The sequence below is a fragment of the Sagittula sp. NFXS13 genome (assembly GCF_040148795.1).
Classification (GTDB): Bacteria; Pseudomonadota; Alphaproteobacteria; order Rhodobacterales; family Rhodobacteraceae; genus Sagittula; species Sagittula marina.
Map to the genome: position 1 here is coordinate 1 of NZ_JAGEMH010000033.1, position 17878 is coordinate 17878.

Annotated in this window: 12 protein-coding genes; 9 read left to right on the forward strand and 3 right to left on the reverse strand. The window is 58.0% G+C overall.

The window, feature by feature from the left end; translation table 11 throughout:
• Window positions 1-614: 614 nt before the first annotated feature.
• From J4E08_RS23985 to J4E08_RS24010, 7 genes are all read left to right on the forward strand, one after another.
• Window positions 615-1031 carry a hypothetical protein gene (locus tag J4E08_RS23985; protein ID WP_349540659.1) on the forward strand — a complete coding sequence of 139 codons (417 nt, stop codon included), beginning with the start codon at window positions 615-617 and terminating at the stop codon, window positions 1029-1031.
• Window positions 1032-1157: 126 nt separating this feature from the next.
• Window positions 1158-1661: a transposase gene (locus J4E08_RS24655; protein ID WP_502949318.1), complete on the forward strand. Its 504-nt coding sequence runs from the start codon at window positions 1158-1160 to the stop codon at window positions 1659-1661.
• Window positions 1662-2457: 796 nt separating this feature from the next.
• Entirely contained in the window at window positions 2458-3246 is a 789-nt protein-coding gene (locus tag J4E08_RS23990; protein WP_349540660.1) for a hypothetical protein, read from the forward strand.
• Window positions 3243-5456, forward strand: a complete 2214-nt coding sequence (locus J4E08_RS23995) for a TnsB C-terminal domain-containing protein (RefSeq protein ID WP_349540661.1) — start codon at window positions 3243-3245, stop codon at window positions 5454-5456. The genes J4E08_RS23990 and J4E08_RS23995 overlap by 4 nt, the downstream gene beginning before the upstream one ends.
• Window positions 5457-5542: 86 nt before the next feature.
• Window positions 5543-6838, forward strand: a complete 1296-nt coding sequence (locus tag J4E08_RS24000) for a His/Gly/Thr/Pro-type tRNA ligase C-terminal domain-containing protein (protein WP_349540662.1) — start codon at window positions 5543-5545, stop codon at window positions 6836-6838.
• A 516-nt stretch (window positions 6839-7354) separates the two neighbouring features.
• Entirely contained in the window at window positions 7355-9409 is a 2055-nt protein-coding gene (locus J4E08_RS24005) for an AAA family ATPase (RefSeq protein ID WP_349540663.1), read from the forward strand.
• A 110-nt stretch (window positions 9410-9519) separates the two neighbouring features.
• Window positions 9520-9702: a hypothetical protein gene (locus J4E08_RS24010; RefSeq protein WP_349540664.1), complete on the forward strand. Its 183-nt coding sequence runs from the start codon at window positions 9520-9522 to the stop codon at window positions 9700-9702.
• Window positions 9703-10040: 338 nt separating this feature from the next.
• Here the strand turns inward: J4E08_RS24010 and J4E08_RS24015 are convergent, their stop codons facing one another.
• The 3 genes from J4E08_RS24015 to J4E08_RS24025 all read right to left on the reverse strand — a co-directional run bounded on the left by J4E08_RS24015 (window position 10041) and on the right by J4E08_RS24025 (window position 14626).
• The gene (locus J4E08_RS24015; protein ID WP_349540665.1) at window positions 10041-10916 is read right to left on the reverse strand and encodes an HNH endonuclease; all 876 of its coding nucleotides are present in this window, start codon (window positions 10914-10916) and stop codon (window positions 10041-10043) included.
• Window positions 10917-10918: 2 nt separating this feature from the next.
• Window positions 10919-12466 (reverse strand): AAA family ATPase, encoded by a 1548-nt coding sequence (locus tag J4E08_RS24020; RefSeq protein WP_349540666.1) that lies wholly within the window; start codon window positions 12464-12466, stop codon window positions 10919-10921.
• Between the two features lie 201 nt (window positions 12467-12667).
• A complete protein-coding gene (locus J4E08_RS24025) occupies window positions 12668-14626 on the reverse strand; it encodes a GmrSD restriction endonuclease domain-containing protein (protein ID WP_349540667.1) in 1959 nt (652 codons plus the stop codon).
• Between the two features lie 1208 nt (window positions 14627-15834).
• Between J4E08_RS24025 and J4E08_RS24030 the strand changes: the two genes are divergently transcribed.
• Window positions 15835-16896 (forward strand): ATP-binding protein, encoded by a 1062-nt coding sequence (locus J4E08_RS24030; RefSeq protein WP_349540668.1) that lies wholly within the window; start codon window positions 15835-15837, stop codon window positions 16894-16896.
• A gap of 546 nt (window positions 16897-17442) precedes the next feature.
• A complete protein-coding gene (locus tag J4E08_RS24035; protein WP_349540669.1) occupies window positions 17443-17793 on the forward strand; it encodes a hypothetical protein in 351 nt (116 codons plus the stop codon).
• Window positions 17794-17878 lie beyond the last annotated feature (85 nt).

The window sequence follows — 17878 nt, forward strand, 5'->3', positions numbered from 1 at the left end:
CAAATCCACGGTGAAAATCCCCAAGCCCTCCCATCGAATGAAAGGGCAAAAGTGGCCGACTTTTACGCCGCCCGCGACCGCACTGTGCCGCCGCTACCGTGGCCCAGTATTGCTCCGCCGTTCACACTAGTCCTGCTTGTTTACCCCTTGCGCGTAAACGTAGGTCTGCAATGCAGGTTGCGTCCGCAGCATCAAAGTTGGCTTCTGGATGGCTTCTTTGGGCCGGAAACGACGCTGCGCGCGGGGCGACCAGGCGCTTGGCTCCGCCGCGCAGCCAAGGTCCGGAACGAGCCCAGGCTTGCCTTTCGACAGCTTTCTAAGCCCGATGTTGGCAAGGATAGTCAGTGAAGTGGTTGAATTAAGAATTTCTGTGGGTTCGGGATGCAATCGAAGGTGCGATTACTATCGCCGCGAGACCAACCACCAAAGAAGCCCAACCTATATCTCGGTCAGAGAAGTTTACTGAGACGAAAATCAGAGCTGCGACAGTTGCGGTTGCGAGACCCGCCAAACGAACACGGGCATCAGGGTTCATTCCGAAGACGTTTATCCCTTTGACACAATGGAAAATTAGGACTGACGGGAGAGCCCAAACCACGAACCAGAACGGGATCATGAACAGGCTACCCAATAGTATCCGGCTCGGCACCACGACGATCAACGAAATGTCTGCTCGTGCAATAGTGCCGATGATCCCAAGAACTACTCCCCCGGTCAGGGCGGAGCCGATCATCGTCAACGCGATAAAACTTAATACCGGCATTTCAGTTCCGATCTCGATGCTCTCGGTTGATTTGCTGGCGCGCGATAGCTTGCATCAGCATGACTGGCTGAGTCTGGCGCCCTTTGCAATGGCAACTTTGTCCCGCCCAGCCGACCTTCAGCCTCCGAAAATGCTGCGCGATGGACGAATGGCCGATATGGGGAAGCCGCACCGCGGCGATCGGCCAAGGACTGAACGGCAGGTTGGGGCCGGTCGCGCCATGCGACCCGGCCATGCCAGTCACGCGACGCGCTGCGTCGCCTCATGACAGGTTCGGGCCTAACCAGCCTGGTGCCGCGAGGTGGGAAGGTGAAACCCCGGATTTCGCCCTTGCGCCGTTTCGGTCCAGCACGTCCTCATTGAAGGCTGTTGGCCGACTGCGCTACAGGGCGCAATGACCAAGCCGCGCGCCAGACAGAATCCAGAAGATGCCGCCCATTGGAAGGCGCTGGCTGATCGGCTTCCTGAGGAGGGCGTCGCTTCTGTTTGGGGCACGGATGCTCTCTGTCGTGAGCGATTGGCAGCGGTGCGTTGGCCGGATGGAGTCGGGTGCCTCAGATGCGAAAGCTCCGACATCGGGTTCATGGCGGTGCGAAAAACGTACCATTGCAGAGAATGCAGGTATCAATTCACGGCTCTGACCGGATCAATCCTGAGGTCGAGCAAGCTTTCGCCTCAGCTCTGGTTCGAAGCTGCGGAGGAGTATATCCGATGGCGTGCCAAGCATGGGAGCCACAACTACGGTCTACATGCGTTCGCCGACAGCCTTGGTGTGGCCTATCCGACCGCACATCGTGCTCGGAAGATCCTGGAGAGTGATCTCGGGCAGGGTGGTAGTGGTCTCCTGGTGCGGTGTATCTGCGCTGATGTCGAGATAACTCCGCGGTTTTCCGACTGAAATCCAATCGACCCATCGAATGACGGCGGAACTGCATGACACGTCGAGCACAAGCCGCGGGCTAAGGTCTGCAGGGCAAGAGCGCCGTGCGGGGTTGTTGGGTTTTCTATACAAAGTTGCGTGCTCCAAACGTATTCCCACGGAATTTTTGCGCCTACTTGAGAAATGTCAGAGGCAACACTGACGCAAGAACAATCACGGCTGCGAGCCGGGCGGGTAAAGGAGACATCAGCGCATATCGAAATTGGCGGAAGTCCGGATTTTCGCAAGTTATTGATATGTTGAAGAAAATGGACTCGATGTAGTGGTCTGTGCTCTAATGGTGATCGAACCGCGAGTCGCATCTGGTTGCGATGTCGCGTTCACCGAGGGCTTTTCCACCCGGGTGGGATACGATCTCACGCCCATACGCATCGAGCAGAATAAGCACGCCGCCGAAACGGCGACATCAACGCAAAGACAGTTCTGGAGGAGGCATCACGCACGATGCTTCGAATGCGAAAGTAGAGAGGGGTCAGAAATGCTGCCCGAACCGTGAACCATACGAAAAGGCGGTCATCATTCCGCCCGCAAGGAAAGACGGCAGCACTGCTGATCGACGTAAGACACCGATAAAGTAGTCGAGCTGACTTTCCCGGACAAGCCCGCCGTCGGAAAATTCCGGTAGCGAAAAGCCCCCGTGCGCGGATCGCGCAACGGCTTTGCGTCCTGCACCCATCCCCAACCGTCGCCCGACCGGGCGAACTGTTTCCAGCAAACGCGCCGCTTGGTTCGGCGTGAACAGGAAAGTCATCCCATGCAGACCGTCATGGAAATCGCGGACAACCATCCGCATGCCCACCTGCCGCACCTCTGGTCGGCCAACATTGCGCCGCCGATGCTTGCGGATCCCGATGATCCGAACAAGCTGAGCCCGACGCGGCTCAGCAGGGCGGAGATGAAGAGCGGCGAGCCGAAGAGGATCTGGAAGTCCGGCAGCACTTGCCGTGTGGCCTTCGTCACGCGCCTCCATCGCCGCGCCGTGCGGCAGGAGTTCTGGTGCGCCTCCTTTGAGGAATCGCAGGTGTTCCTCAACATCGCTGGTCACCCCGAGGTCGTGAATTTCATGGAGCAGCGGACGACTGTGCCGTTCACCGACTTGTCTGGAAAGGACACCTTCACGCGTGTTGACGCTCATGTCTTGCTTCGCAACGGCGAAGAGGTCCTGATCTCCGTCAAATACGACGAAAAGGCGCGCCGTCCTGCGTATCTTGCCGAAATCGCAAATGTCGCTGCGCAGACGCCCTACGACGTGGCAGATCGGTTCACGGTAACGTCGCGCTACCTGTTTCACCCGACATACAGGGATTGCGCGCACGCGATCCACCAGGCGCGTGGCGGCTGGGATCCCGATGCCGACGATCACGTGCTCGAACTCGCCGGACACCTTGGTGAGCGGTTCACCCTTCAGGAAATCGTCGATGCCTCCGGCCTCGGCCATCGCGGCCAGCGCGCCGTCATCCGTCTCGTCGGCGACGGCGACATCGGCAAACACCTCCTCGACCCCTTTTCCCCCGACACCCAGCTTTGGAGCGCAGCAGCATGAGCTACTTTCAGAACTTGAATTCGAATGATCGCGTGACCTTCGAGGGTTGCGAAGTCTCGAACATCGAAGTCGTCATCGACAAGCACTCGAAGGAGATCACGCACTACCGGCTGTCTATTCCCGCGCCGGACAGTGGTGCCGTCGACATTCGCCTGTTCACTCCTGCCGAAATCCGCCATCTGAAGGAAGCGGAAATCATGGATGTCGAGCGGGGGTACTACACGCCCGCACGGGTCCGCGACCGTGATCTCTACGGCACCCGTGACGTCAACGGCTCCTCTGCTGCGCAGCGGGAGCGGATCGATCTGGCGATGCAGCAGTGCCGCCTCATGGAACGCAATTATGCCTTGGGCATGACGCTGACCAAGGAAGGGGTTGCGCAGTTCCGTGAAGAAATGGTGCGGGACTACGAAACCTATCAGGCGCGCAAGAAATACGGCACCCAGAAGGCCAACGCGGCACAGCTTCTGAAGCGTCTGCCCTCGAACAGCAATTTGCTGGAAAAGTTCCGGAAGTACCGTCGTGTGAAGGGTGATGCCAGGGCATTCCTTCCGGTGAAATCAGACCCGATCGATCTCGATCTGCAGGCCAGCGAAGACTTCTGCTTCGTCATGGAGCGCCTGGGCCGCTACGCCTCGGCAGACGGGATTTCGAAGGGCGAAGTCATCGATGATCTGATCGGGGACATGAAGTCGGAAAACGTCTATCGGGAGTCCATTGGCAAGCCCAAGATGAAGATCCTGTCCCAGCGCCAGTACGAGCGCTGGATCGACAAGTATCTGGATCCGTTCGAAGTCACGATGCAGCGTGAGGGCTTGGCCGCAGCCATGAAGAAATTCGGCTCGGTCGAGCCCGGTCGGAAAGCAACCTACATCGGCGAAGTCGTCATGTTCGACGCGTGGCAGGCGCACATGAAAGTGCGCAACTGCACCCGGGACGAATATAACATGATGACCGAGGAGCAGCGCAAGGCAGTCAAGTTGGTCAGTCCGTGGATCACCGCGGCTGAAGACTTGGCGACGCGAGCAATCGTCGGTGTTTCGTTCTCGCTGGCGCCGAACCAGGAGGCCTCCCTGGAATGCTTGCGGATGATTTATCGGGACAAGACTCATCTTTTCCGGAACGCGGGCATCAAGGCGTCCGATTACAACATGATCTGCTACATGCGTGAGGCGAGCAACGACAACGGCTCCGAATACGGTAAGGATCCGTTCGGCGGAGCACTGTTCTCGAGCGCGGTACGTCTGCTCGGGTCTACTCAAATGAACGGCGCTGCAGGCGTTTCCAAGCTCCGCGGTGCCATGGAGCGGTTCTTCTGGACTTGTGACCTGAAGTGGGCGCGGTTTCTGCCGGGGTACACTGCGGAGAATCCGCACGCTCGGAACGATCGCAAATATCTCTCCGAAGCCTGCATTTGCTGGGACGAGTTCCAGACGCTTTTTTTGCTGTTCATCGCCGAATACCACAAGACACCACATCGCGGTCTCAAAGGACGCACCCCGGCGGCTGTTTGGCAAGAACTGTCTGATCAATCCGAGTATGATCCGTCCCAGATGCCGTCCCCGTCGCAGTTCCGTGAGGCATGCGGATTCCACACCACCGCGACCGTCAGCGAGGAGGGCATCAAGTACGCCGGCATTGTCTATTCCAACCAGTACATTCGGCAGCAGCGGATGGCGCGTATGGTCGATCGCATCGCGGCTCCGGGCGAGCGCATCGAGATAATGGTTGATCCCCACGATATGGGCGCGATCTCGGTTTTGGCGAATGGCGATTTGATCACCGTCAACGCCATCACCGAGGGCGTCTGCGGCAAATCGCTGCGCGAATGGCAGGCCGAGCGCCAACTAGAGCGCATGAAGCGCGATGCGGAAAACCTCGAACAGGACGAAGCGCGTCGTGAAGCCCGCGCACTCTGCAGGTCGCTCTCGCAATCCATCATGTTGGCGTCCGACATCGGGATTTTCGGCTACACCATGGCCGAAATCGAACGCGCCAAGAAGGAGGCCGAGTACGGGCACGGCCAGTTCGAGAAGCCCTTTGTCGGCCGGGACGAATACGTGGATCCGCTGACCGAAGGCGGGTTTCAGACTGCCGAACCGGAGGATGACGATGATGTCGCCGACCCGGATACGGTCGAAAACGAGGCCAAGACCGACATGGACAGGCTCCGGTCCGACGCTCGCAACCGGAAATCCAAAAGGAAGTGATCACATTCGCCGCGGCACCTGGTGCCGCGGCGTTTTCGTTTGGATCATGTCGACGTTGCATGTGCAGTGCCGAGCAAGGTCAAGGCGTGGAGGCAGGTGACGGCATTACAGTGTCCGCCCCTACACCCGGCAAGAATGTATTGGAATATCGACAGAGGGTTATCGTTCATGTCTTTGTCACCGAGGGGGGGCCGCCCTTGAACCACCACAGTCTTGCCCGCCGACTCGGGCTCTACAGCTTCGACCCTGCGGTCCCTGGCGGCATGTCGTGGCATCCTTGCGGCTGGGTTTTGCACCGTGTTCTTGAAGAGCACTTCCGCAGGCGGCTTCAACTGCGGGGTTTCGACGAAGTTCGAACCCCAGTTGCCACCTGCAATCATATCGTCGGCGCGGCCGTCCGGACCAATGATGACGGTTTGCCGAAGGCAGAGCCGATCCGCGCGGACTCGGGGCATGGAGGCGGTCAAGGCCGGACGTGCGGCGGTCACCTCCGGCTTTTCGATGAGGGGCTGAAATCTTGGCGCGAACTGCCGATCCGGTATTCCGAATTCATTGAGAGCGGTGGAGAAGCGCATCCTGACGCCCAAGGTGGCCATCAGTATTTCGCCGCTTCCGGCGCGCTGGATGCCCATGTCTTGTGTCTGATCGATCAGATCAAGCACGAAACGGCCGCACTCATCTCGATGGTGCGCGATGCGTACGCCGACGTGGGGTTTCCGGACTTGGACCTGGTCTTGCGCCCAGGCTTCATCGACGACATGACGGTCGGCGCTGAACTGGAGGCTGCCGAGGCGGCGTTCGTCGGGGCTACGATGGCCGCGGGGGTTCAGGGCGTCAGGAAATCGGATGGCACTCTGCCGACGGGCCCCGGCTTGGAGTTCTTGCTGCGTAATCGCAAAGGCCGCCTGGAATGCGTCGGGATGCTGCAGTTGGACGTCATCACCGCCAGCCTGAACGGAACGCGGTATGTGGCCAGGGATGGTGGACGTGCCGCGCCGGCCATTTTGCATCTCACCGTCGTCAACTCCATCGCCCGGGTGATTGCCACGTTGTTGGAGCAGCACCAGGGCAGGCTGCCGTTCTGGATGGCCCCGGTGCAAGTGGCTGTCCTGCCTGTTTCGTCGGTGCAGGCAGACGTTGCGACCCATGTGACAGCGGTCCTGAAATCCTCCGGCCTCCGTCCGCTGCTTTTCGCACAGCGCGAGACGCTGCCGCGCAGGATCGTGCGCGTGCGCGAACAGTTGATCCCGGTCGTTGCGGTGATCGGGGCCCGGGAGGTCGACCGGGAAACCGTGTCGATCCGGATCGGCGAGGCGATCGAGGAAGTCTCCCTCCGTGAAGTCGGTGGATTCCTGAGCGCGCAGTTCCCCGCGCCGGGGTAACTGTTTCAACATCCGCCAAGGGTTCATGCTGGTTGGCTCCGGTGAGCGAGAAGCGTTTCAGCTGGACCAGCCTTGGCTGCATGATTCGGGTTTTAGGAGGTCGTGAGTGACTGACCGGAGGCTGCGTACGCGTCTGCGTGGCCGTTGCGCGGACCTCTTTGGAAGATCGACCGCGGTTTTTCGCAACGGCGCAGGCTGGTGCCCGGGCACTTGCGAAAAACCGCGGCGTCCGTGCTTGCGTCGCGAAAACGGCTTGCCGGTCATTGGTTTTACCAGATCCAAGGCTCAGGGAGGGAGGTTTTCGATCCGTGCGAAAATTCTGCAAGGCCCGAAACTCGCAATGATTGCAATGTGTTGTGGGCGGATTTTCTTGAAAATGGCTTCTCCGAACCGCGCGTTCGCGCTATGTTCTTGCTGCGGCGTTCTTGGATGGGCGCCGCAGCAACCAACACCGAGGCGAACGTTCTACAACACGGATTCCCGTGAACAGTCGCCCTATGCCGAGAGGATATCACGATGCCTGACACGCAGTATCACCCGAGCTGGACCAGCGCGGCCTTTGCCAGGATTCTCTATCACCTCCTTGAGGTGGCGCCGGAGAAGTCCCCGACCAAACTGGCCGCCGCCAGCGGTTACACTGGGTCGGACCATTCCGATTTTGCGGTGTTCAAGGGCGGCGAGTTCGACATCGGGCAGTTCATCGCGCTGATGATGTACATGCGGGCCTCCATGAATGCGGAGTTCGACCTCTATGGGCGCAAAACGATCACGGTCGTTCGGTCCCATCTGCAGACGAGGGATCTCGCGATGGCGATCAGGATCGCCGCGCCGGCTGATCGCTACCTGGATAGCGGCGCCTCGACGTCCTATGAACCCGGGAAACGCATCCATCTCCGGCCGCTGGACGGCGTCTGCGGGCGGGGCCTGATGATGTCGGAGTTCTCGAGTATGCTCTCGACCGGAGAACCCATCCTCTACCTCACCGACATGTCCCAAAAGTTCGAGAGCCAGCTGCCGGCGTGCCCGCGGAAGACTCTCACGGTCGGACCGGTTGATCAGGAGATGATCAGCCTCGTGCTTGCGTTTGAATTTGGCAGTGAGGGTGCAGCGGAGCATCCCGTCCCGGCAGGGGTCGACTTCAGTCATGTGGGGCCTTTCGATCTGGTCTGCGCCTGCCACGCGGAGGATCGGCAGGGGGCAATTCAGTTCCTGATGGACATGCCGCAGACCGCACGGCCGGACGACGAGGATGAGGACGACGACGTGGTGCCGGACATCCCCGCGTCGGTGGCCGATCTGGACGACCTCGTTGGCTATGGTGAGGCCAAGACTGCTGCGCAAGACCTGCTGGATGCCCTCGCGGCTTACAGCTCGGGCGAACTGGACTGGTCCGACGTGCCCCGCGGGCTGCTTCTGATCGGGCCTCCGGGGACAGGCAAAACCGAACTCGGGCGCGCGATGAGCGGGACCGCTGGGGTTTCGTTCGTGTCCGGGTCGTATTCCGAATGGCAAGCTCAGGGGCATCTCGGGGATTTCCTGAAGGCCATGGCGCGGACGTTCGCAGAGGCGAAGGACGCCAAGCCGGCACTCCTGTTCCTTGACGAAATCGACGCGTTTCAGCAGTCCGAGGGTAAGAACTCGAGTTACGATCTGAAGGCCACGAAGGGCCTTCTGGAACAACTGGACGGCATCCGCGGGCGCGAGGGCGTCATTGTCGTGGCTGCAGCGAACGAGCTCGACAGGATCCCTCCGGCGATCCGCAGGTCAGGGCGTTTCGACACGATCGTGACCATCCCGCTGCCCAGTCGCCAGGACCTTGCCGTGATCTTCAGGCAGCATCTGAAGCCGGGGGACAACGACATCAACCTCGAAGCCTGCGCCGTTCGGGCAATGGGGCGGACGGGGGCGGATTGTGCGGCGGCGATCCGGAAAGGACGCGCCACGGCACGGCGCAAGCGGCGCAAGTTGATCACCCAGGATATCCTTGAGGAACTCGCCGGGCGATTACACGACATGCTGCCCGACGCCCTACTGCGCATGGCCGTACACGAATGTGGGCATGCGCTTGTCGGGCATTCGTACCCGGAGCTGACGGTCGAGTACCTGAAGCTTTCGGAGGATGGCGGAGAGTGCCGGATCTCCTGTCAGGCCATGATCCACACGTCTGCCACACTACATCGCGACCGGGCGGTCAAGCTGGCCGGGCGGATGGCCGAAATCCTCGTTCTGGGCGAGCCGTCGAGCGGCGCGGGGGGCGCCAGCGACTCCGACTTGGCGAAGGCGGCCATGTTGGCGGCGAACGAGGTCGGCGCTTACGGGTTGGGCCAGAACGGTGCGCTGTGGCTGGGCACGAGCAATTCGGAAGCACTCATGCGGGAGACCATCAGTGGCAACCTGCCGGAGGTTGCGGAGCTGATCACTGCGGCGGAGACGGAGGCGCGGCACCGCTTGCAGCCTCAGTTGTTCAAGATGGCGGAGATGGCACGGGCCGTCTTGGAAACGGGCGTCCTGACCGGCGATCGGCTTTTGCAACTGCTGTCTCAGGAACAGACGCCGGATGCCGCCGAGTGATGGCACCTGGGGCTGCGCTGAACGTGCAGCCCCGAAATCCTCGCGCTTGGGCGGTGACTTTCCGCACGGGACGCGATCTGGAATTCAACAATAAGAAGGGAATGATCGACATGGACGCAGACATCGGGGCTCTCGTCATAGGGATCATGATCACGATATGCGCGCTTGGCTTCTCTCTCTCGGCCTATCTGCGATCCGCCAGAAGCGCGGATCCGGATCCGGAGCGGCTGCGCCAGTTCATCGAAAGCGCACCGATGGATCGTCTGATGCCGGTCAGAGGGGATGAGCCCTAGATCCCGAAGGATGAAACCGGCGGCGAGGTTTCGGATGATCGGGATCGTGCTGCTTACGGCAGCCGTCGAATAGTCTACCGGTTGAATGGCTCCCTCAAAATTGAGATCGGGTGTGAACGGGGGCCGGCATCAAGGGAATACAGACTTCGCCGGCGTTAGTGCCCTGGATTTTGGGGCGTATTTCGTATGTGATGTTTGCCGAGTGTGGGGCTTGGAACTTGGTGGATAATGTAGCACAAGGAATAACCCCCTGGATGCAGCCTATCGTAGGCTGTCAATAATATTTCGGCGCGCAGGCGATGACCGCAATTGATGTCAATGAGAAGTTCATTAACAACCTATATATTTTGCCAATCCTCATTGAAATTAGCGTCGCAAAACCAGTCCGACTCGCATAGCGCATGGTACAAAGTCCTTTTCCAGCCGTTGAGTAGCAAATTGGCATCACTGCTCACGATGTTAAGGTGGTCCCGGAATTGATCTGGTGAAAATTTCGCAAGACTGCTTTGTCTCTGCAATATTAGGGGGCTAATATCCCCAGCCACTCGGCTGGAGTATCGCCCGGCTAAGCCGCAGGCTGCAAAATGCTGCGTGGCCCGCTGCTTGTCGTTGTCCACCCAATGTTCAGGGGGAGTGACAGTGAAAGTTACAACAATTGGGTCGCTGCGATGCACCTCACCGTAGACCCATCTTTCGTTAAAAAAACAGTCTTTATCCAAATAAGGGTGAATGGGTTGATTTTGATGCGTGCTCGGAAAGCCTGCTCCAGCATCCGTGTTGCAGTCTCGACATGCGGGAACTAGGTTCCTTGGTAGGACGGAGTATGCTGGGAACTTGGATTTCGGAAGATAATGATCGAGCGTACGCGGAGTTCCGATTCCCCCGCAGTAAGGGCACTCGCCTTTTGCAGCAACCATAATATCGTCATATATTTTTCTTGGCGCTCCCGTCGATCCTACAACGCCGGAGCTGTACAAATCCATTAATGATCCTTTGCTCAAGGTTCCGACAATTATATCTTCTCGGTGACCATGCCGCGCCCTCGGAAGATCGCACCATGTCTTTGTGGCTGAATGGGCATCGAATACTTGAGCAGCTTCGTCTAGGGAATTGCGATTGATGGCGAGATGCGCTTTCAGATCACCTTCGGCTTCGCTAACACAAGCATCATAAAGGTCGAGAGGTGAATGAGGCGGGGAGGCTAATCTTTTCATGGTTACTGCAAAAATTTATCTCTGTTGATCACCAAGGCTCGCAGTATTCCTCGCGCCTCAAGGCCAAGGCTGCTATTAAATTCATCGATTATTTCCTCGTATGTTCCGCCTCGCGCGACAGCATTTTCCAACAAAGTGTGGAAGCCGGATTTTTCAACCTCGAGCTGAAATACCTCTTTTGTCAAGGTGCCGACGTTTTCACCAAAAGTTTCTATCGTTGGGCGTGCCTTTTCGGACGAGGCGCGCTCTCTGTATAATTTCCAAACGCACGACTTCGGCACTTCCTGTAGCACGACAGGAGAATGAGTGGCGACAATGGCAACTGCATTTTGTTTGTGAAGAAGGTTGCTTAAACTTCTTACAAACGCAGAAAGAAGTGGTGGGTGGAGGTGACTTTCTGGTTCATCTATTAGTACAAGTGTCTTCTCTTCAACCTTTTCGATCAATTGGGTGATCGTTAGTATTGTTATGGCATGGCCGGAGCTCATTTTGGATATGAGCACCTTTGCCCACTCCAGTGCTTCCGGCGGATCCAAATCGAGCAGACTGAGCAAGCTCATTTCTGCAAAATTTTGATCACTCTCCAAAAGCCCTATAGATTCAGACCATCGAGCCTTGCGTAAGGGCTCGCTAAAGCAAAAGTTTAGAGAAGCGATAAATTCGCCGTGTAGCTCATCCCTGGATTTTAGTATTGATCCATCTTCTCCACTATAGTCTGTTAGGCCGATATAGCTATAAGGCGTTCCCGTGGACGGGTTATCGTTTGCGGCCGGCAGGTCGAAAGGGTCAAAGGCGCTAAATGCTACCGAAACGAGATTTGTGAAAAAATCCCTCCCAAGCCATTCGCTCTCCATGGCCCACATTGGCTTGTGATAAAAGCCGGTTCCTGCCTCCGCGCTGCCCGCAATTGATCTCACCATGTGTTTGAGTAATGTGGTTTTCCCAACTCCGTTTCTCCCAATCAAGGCGTGAATGTTCGTTCCAGGCAGGGAGCCGGCGTTTACTTCAAAGTGAAGATTAAATCCTGCAAATTTCTCGGATTCCGGAAGGATGAAGTTGAATAGAAAGTCAGTTTGAGGCGCTTCACCTGCTAAAACCCTAGAGAACTGTGTTTGTATTGCGTTCACACTGACGCTTCTAAGGTGGGATGTTTGAAAAACTTCTTCATCTTTTGCGCGCTCAAGGATGTCTGGATTGTAAACGACATCTCGAATTTTGTGTAGGAATGCATCCCTCCATTCGCTTGAGAAATCGCGTGACAGCGTTCGATAGAATTCTACATCTGTCGCTACCGAAAAGTAGTTAATAGATAGCTCCGTGAATTCATTGTTTAGCGTTTCATATGTGCTAGTTTCCGTAGTTTGCCCATAGAATCCAATCTTGATGTTCGGGAGTTTCCGGCCGGTTCCATTGTCATCATAGGCGAAAACTTCGAACATTGTAACAAATGAATAATCATTCCATCGATCAATCTCTAAGTATACGCAATTTTTTAGTCCAGTGCTATACCCGTCACCGCGACTAACCACTCGGAATGTAATGTCGATCATGACTGGAGTGTCGCTTTCTAGTGGTTGAAGAAGTGGTCTTGTTGCATTCGTCTTTGTCCCTTTCGAAGCTATTCCGAGTTATCTTCAGTCGGTATGAACTTATCTCGGTCAGGATAACTCTGGATATCATTTATATTTCAGATGCATGGCGCTATCTGCGAATATGATGACGCAAGGCCGCGTTTCAGTGAATGTTGTCGCCTACTCCGCTGCCACGCCCCGATCCGATGCCGACAGGCGGTTCACATACGACTTGAACTCACCGGTCGCAGTGAAGCATCTGTATCCGGCCGAGCTTGCGAGAGAGATCAGATCCGCGCTTTCTCCCAGCAGCACAGCAACGGGCTCCGACAGCTCGGTCTGGATGCCATTGGGCCAGACGAGGTCCAGGATCGCGCGTTGTTCGCCAGTTTCGGGATCGACGAAGTCAAAGGACATGTCGCCGCTGGCATAACCCTGTTCCGCCACCCAGTCGTTCAAGGCTTCCAGTTCGTTGGCCTCTTCCTGGCTCGTGATACCGCCGAGGAGAACCTTGTCGGTCACCCGTGCCGGTCGGGACCCTTCCAATATGGCGGTGTCGCCATTGAGCAGGGATGCGAGGCATTCGTTGGCGGCATCGGCAAGCAATTCCTTCCGGGCTTCGATGAAGTCCCGATAGTTCTCGACCTTCCACAAACTGGGGTCCTGCGGGATCCATTGCGATTGCAGCGCGCCGGGATGCGCCGCCTCGATTTCCGGGAAATAGTCCTCGGGCCTGCGATCGGAAATCGACAGGTTGGTGTCCTTGGTCAGGAAGCAGAAGTTGGCCAGCGCGTTGACTTCCGCGCGGGCATAGTTGGCTTCATACAGTCGGGCGCGCGGGAAAATGTGGTGGACCTCGAGGCGGCTCATCTTGCCCAGGAGATTGTTCTTCAATGGCAGGCCTGTGCCCCAGTCGCGGGCCTCGGTCATTCGCGTCAGCATGTAGAGGACAGGATAGAAGCGCGCCCCGACGCTCCATGAGTGGAAATGCCCAGGTTCAACCCGCAGCCCGCCTTGGGCAAGACGCAGCTCTCCGACCAGCTTGTCGAGGTCGCCACCGCTCTGGTCGAGGATGCCAAGATCCTTGTCGATGAAACTTTCGACTGATCCGGAGAAACGGCCCCACATGCCGGTCTGTACGAACCAGAAGAGAAGCTTGTCCCGAGTTTTCTCATCCAGTTTGCCACCATGCGTGTCGAGGTAGCGCACCATGACGGGTATCGCGAAGCGCGAGAATAGGACCCGATCGTGGTCTAGGCCCAGCCGCCCGCCGATCATGTTCAGACTGCTGTCGATGTGCTTCACCGCGCGCTTCAGGGCGCTCGCAATGTCATCGGCTTCCTGAGTGTGGAGGTAGAGGAACTTGGCCTCGCCCGTCAGGATCGTGTTCACCGACCGTAACAGCCAGTCGAGCGTGAAGTCGTAGCCTTCGGACCGCCAGCGGCTAATGCTGGACTTCATCGTGTCGCGGGCTTCGGGCCAGTCGGCGCATATCTTGGCTAGGGCCAGATCACCCTTCGACAGTTTCGTGCCACCGCTGTTCACCCGGTTGAAGATGTCGACCACTACGTCGAGCGTCTTGTCGGGCCCGGTCACCTCTTCGATGTGGAAGTTCTTGTCGCGAATGGCCAGCAATTGGTTCATGCGGCCAATGTAATCGCCGACCTTCATCTGCGTGGCCGGGTTCTGGCTCATGGTGGTGACGAACGCCCCGATCCCCGCATTCCCTTTCTGAAGGACCTCGGTCACGTCAATCCAGAGCGGGTCGTCCCGCATTTTAATAGGTTGGAAAAACTCGAATTCCTCGGTCTCGAGGTTGAACCTCAGGTCGGTGAAGGCCTTGTCATTGCCATCGAAGAAGCGCGGCGGCTTGCCACGGATCACGCCATAGAGCGAGGTGATCCGCTGCTGTCCGTCCAGCAGGAGCTTCACGACGCCCGGGGCCAGTTGGCCATCGCCGCGATGGGTCGCGGTCGAGGCATCGGTCGCCCAGACCAGCAGGCTGCCGACGGGATGGCCGCGGTACAACGACTGAAAAAGCCCTCTGACCTGCTCGCGTCCCCAGACATACCCGCGCTGGAATTCCGGAAGGGCCATGTGGCCTTTGTCGATGTACTCGAGGATCGAAGAAATCTGCATTACAATACCGATGGTCAACTGGGCGTTGTCGAAGCATGGCCCGCATGCGCCTGATTACACAAGAGGTTTCCTTCGGGCGATGCCTATGCCGGTTCGCGCCTCCGGGACTTCTTTCTGGTCTTGGCTTTCCGGGAACAGTCTGGAAAGCGGACGCACCCCATGAAGGCACCGTATTTCCCTTTCTGCTCCATCAGCGAAATTTAGGCGCAGCTGGCGCAGTCCAATGCGGTGGGATGGTCGTCGAAAAAGCTGTCGAACTTGCCAATCACCGTGCGTGGGATGTCAGCCGTCTTGCAAACGATGTAGCGGAGGATGTCCTTTATCCGCGGAAGCCCCAGAGGACCCGGAAACGGTCGCAAGAGATCGTGTCATACCGAGTTATCCTGCGCAGGTATGACGCTGTACCAGTCGCGGATAACCTTGGCGAGGTGATGCGAGGCTCTTGTCGTGCCCGGGATCAACGAAACCGCCGAAACTGCGAAAACGTCAGCTAGCGTCAAGATCGGCGTGTCCACGCCTCGGACCGGGTCACAGGCTAGGCCCAACTCTTACGGCGCTGTCGGTGGTCCGTTGAGGTTTCTATATAAAATATGGTGCCGAATTCCTGAAGTTTCGATCGAAGGGGCATAACCTTGAGTGCGAAGTTGAGCTCGACGAGGAACCTCAGCGCAGGCGATGCCTGCAGGAAGGAAGGTGGGAAGGAACAGTTGCGAGAAGTCAGGCTTGCGCGATTTTCAGCGTAAGCAATTGATATTGAATCAATATTTGACGAATCTCACGTGTTGTGGTCGCATGATGCAACATGAACCTCGTGCTCTTCCAGCCTGTCGCAAGGCCGGGAAGGCATCCACGGCAGCTGCGCCAGGCGATCGACCGCCTTTGCGACGACGCAGTACGCCAAATGGAGGGCAATGCCCCGGAGATCATCAGGACGCCATGGCTGCAACGCACTGACACGACGAACTCGAGCTGGCCCGACCGAGAGAGACTGGGCCGCTTCCCACCAACCTGCCGCCGGTCTGCGACGGCGTCCTTTCCGAACGTTGCCATGCGGAGAAGACGCGCGCCAATGACCCGGTGACAGGCGCCATCTGGCGTAGGCCAGGGGCAAACCCGTATTGGCCCGCTCGTCCGGCGGGTCAGCCCAACACCCACAATACCGAAATCCTGCGCCATCCCGTGATGAGCGCGAACGAGAGAGACTTGCCATGATCCATGCCCCTATCGACGAAGATGACGAAACCACCAAGGCCGCGCCCGTGCCCGGTGTTAGCGCCGAGGTCCTGGAAGCCTTCGCCGCGAACAGTGCCCTCGCGGCCCAGCTCGTGCGCCTCGAAGAACACTTTGAACAGACTGCAACCTACCGCCTGTTTCGGAAAAGGGTCTTCGATGTCCTTGCCAGCCGCGAAGCCCGCATGGGGCAGGGCAAGAGCGAACTGAAAGGAGCCATGCTTATCGGTCCGGCCGGCGCCGGCAAATCCCGCATCGTGGAGGAGATCATCAAGGAGCACCACGCGCTGACGCAGCATGTCGGCAACTGGCAGTACGGCACGCGGATCCTGAGCGTCGTCGTCCCCGGGCGCTCGACCCTCAAAGAGACGTTGAATGCCATCCTGAAAGCATTGGGCCATCCCGCCAAGGGGCGTCGCGATGAAGAATACCTGGCAAGTCTGGTCACGACCTACCTGAAGCTCTGCGGGGTCGCGGCCGTCCACCTCGACGAGGTCCAAGACAGCGGGCGCTACAAGACGAAGGACAGCATCGAGGCTTTCCTCAAGGTTTTCCGCAACACGATGCAGGCCAAGGACTGGCCGGTCTGCCTGATCATGACGGCGACTCCGGAAGCCACGGATCTTCTGAACGGGGACAAGACGCTTTTGCGCCGGATGAGGCCCATGGAAATGCGTCCGATGACGTTTGCCAGTGATGGCAAGGTCCTGCGCAAAGCCCTGAAGCAGCTGTTCGAAGACGCTGGCCTCGCAGGCTCCGGAATTCTGTCGCAAGACGAGTTCATCAAGATCCTGATCCATGCCTCCGCTGGTCGGTTCGGCATTGCGGTCGAGATGAGCATCGAGGCGATCGGCGCGTGCCTGGGAGAGGAGTGTGCCGAAATCGACATGGCGCATTTCGCGGATGCCTACGAAATGCGGATGGATTGCGACGAAGAGTTGAACCCGTTCGTTTCCGTGAACTGGAAGCTCATCGACACCATGAACGCGCTGCAACGGTACGAGGAGGAGCGCCAGGTCAAACGCCGTCGCAAGACGTGAACCCATCCCGCCGACATGGTCGTCCGCCCGCCGAAAAGCCGCCCCACCGGGCGGCTTTTCCCGTTTCCGGGGCTCGCCCGGGGGCCGGAACACCTTTGATCTAGAGCGTCTTTTCGGCGACGCGAACTCTGAATTACACGTCGTAAGTTGTGATGCCAAATGTCGCCTATGGATCTAAGTAATTGATTCTATTGATGTTGGATTCTAATCAAACCCTAATCCTGATGTCGGACGACACAGTTGTCGGACGCAGCATAATGTGACCTTTTTCCCGGAAATTTGACCTTTATACAGGTTAAGAATGGCCATCGGCAACAGGGGTTGCCGGTGGTCTTTTTGTTTTTCAAGGGCTTACGTGAAATCTGGCCTGTCATCGCCATGGCGCAGCCTGGGCCGCACGCAGTCTCGGCTGGGAGATTGACGGCGAGCGACTATTGTTCTCATTTCGTTCCCATGGGTCCGGACCCTCCTTCACAACCCAATCGCAGCACCGCTGTTGTTCCTGACCTGCGCGATCTCGCTCGGTTCGGGGAAGAAAGGAGTCCAATGCCCAAGATACGTTTCGCCGACGTCAACTTCCGCCGCCTGGGAGCCCCGGAGAGGTACGAAGTCGAAGACCGCCTGAAGAAGTTCCTCGCGAACTTTCGCGCCGAGCGAGACCTGGCCCGCTCTCTGAGGCACATCTCTGCTGATGACCGCGACAAGATCGAACGCCGGGTCATCGCGTACTTCGAGGCCGTCCATCGCGCGTCCGGCATGGGGCACCTGGACCGCAGGGATCGCGAGAAGATGGAAGCTTTCCGCGGTGGCGTGGACCTCATCGAAATCAAGAGCGAGCATCAGGCGGACGAGATCTGGACCTGTCGCGCTTTCGTGCCGCCCCAAGTGCTCGTTTAGGCCACCTTCCGCTCGAACGCGACAGGGCTTTTCCAGCCCAACGCTGAGTGTCGGCGTCGCGGATTGTAGAAGCCGTTGATGTATT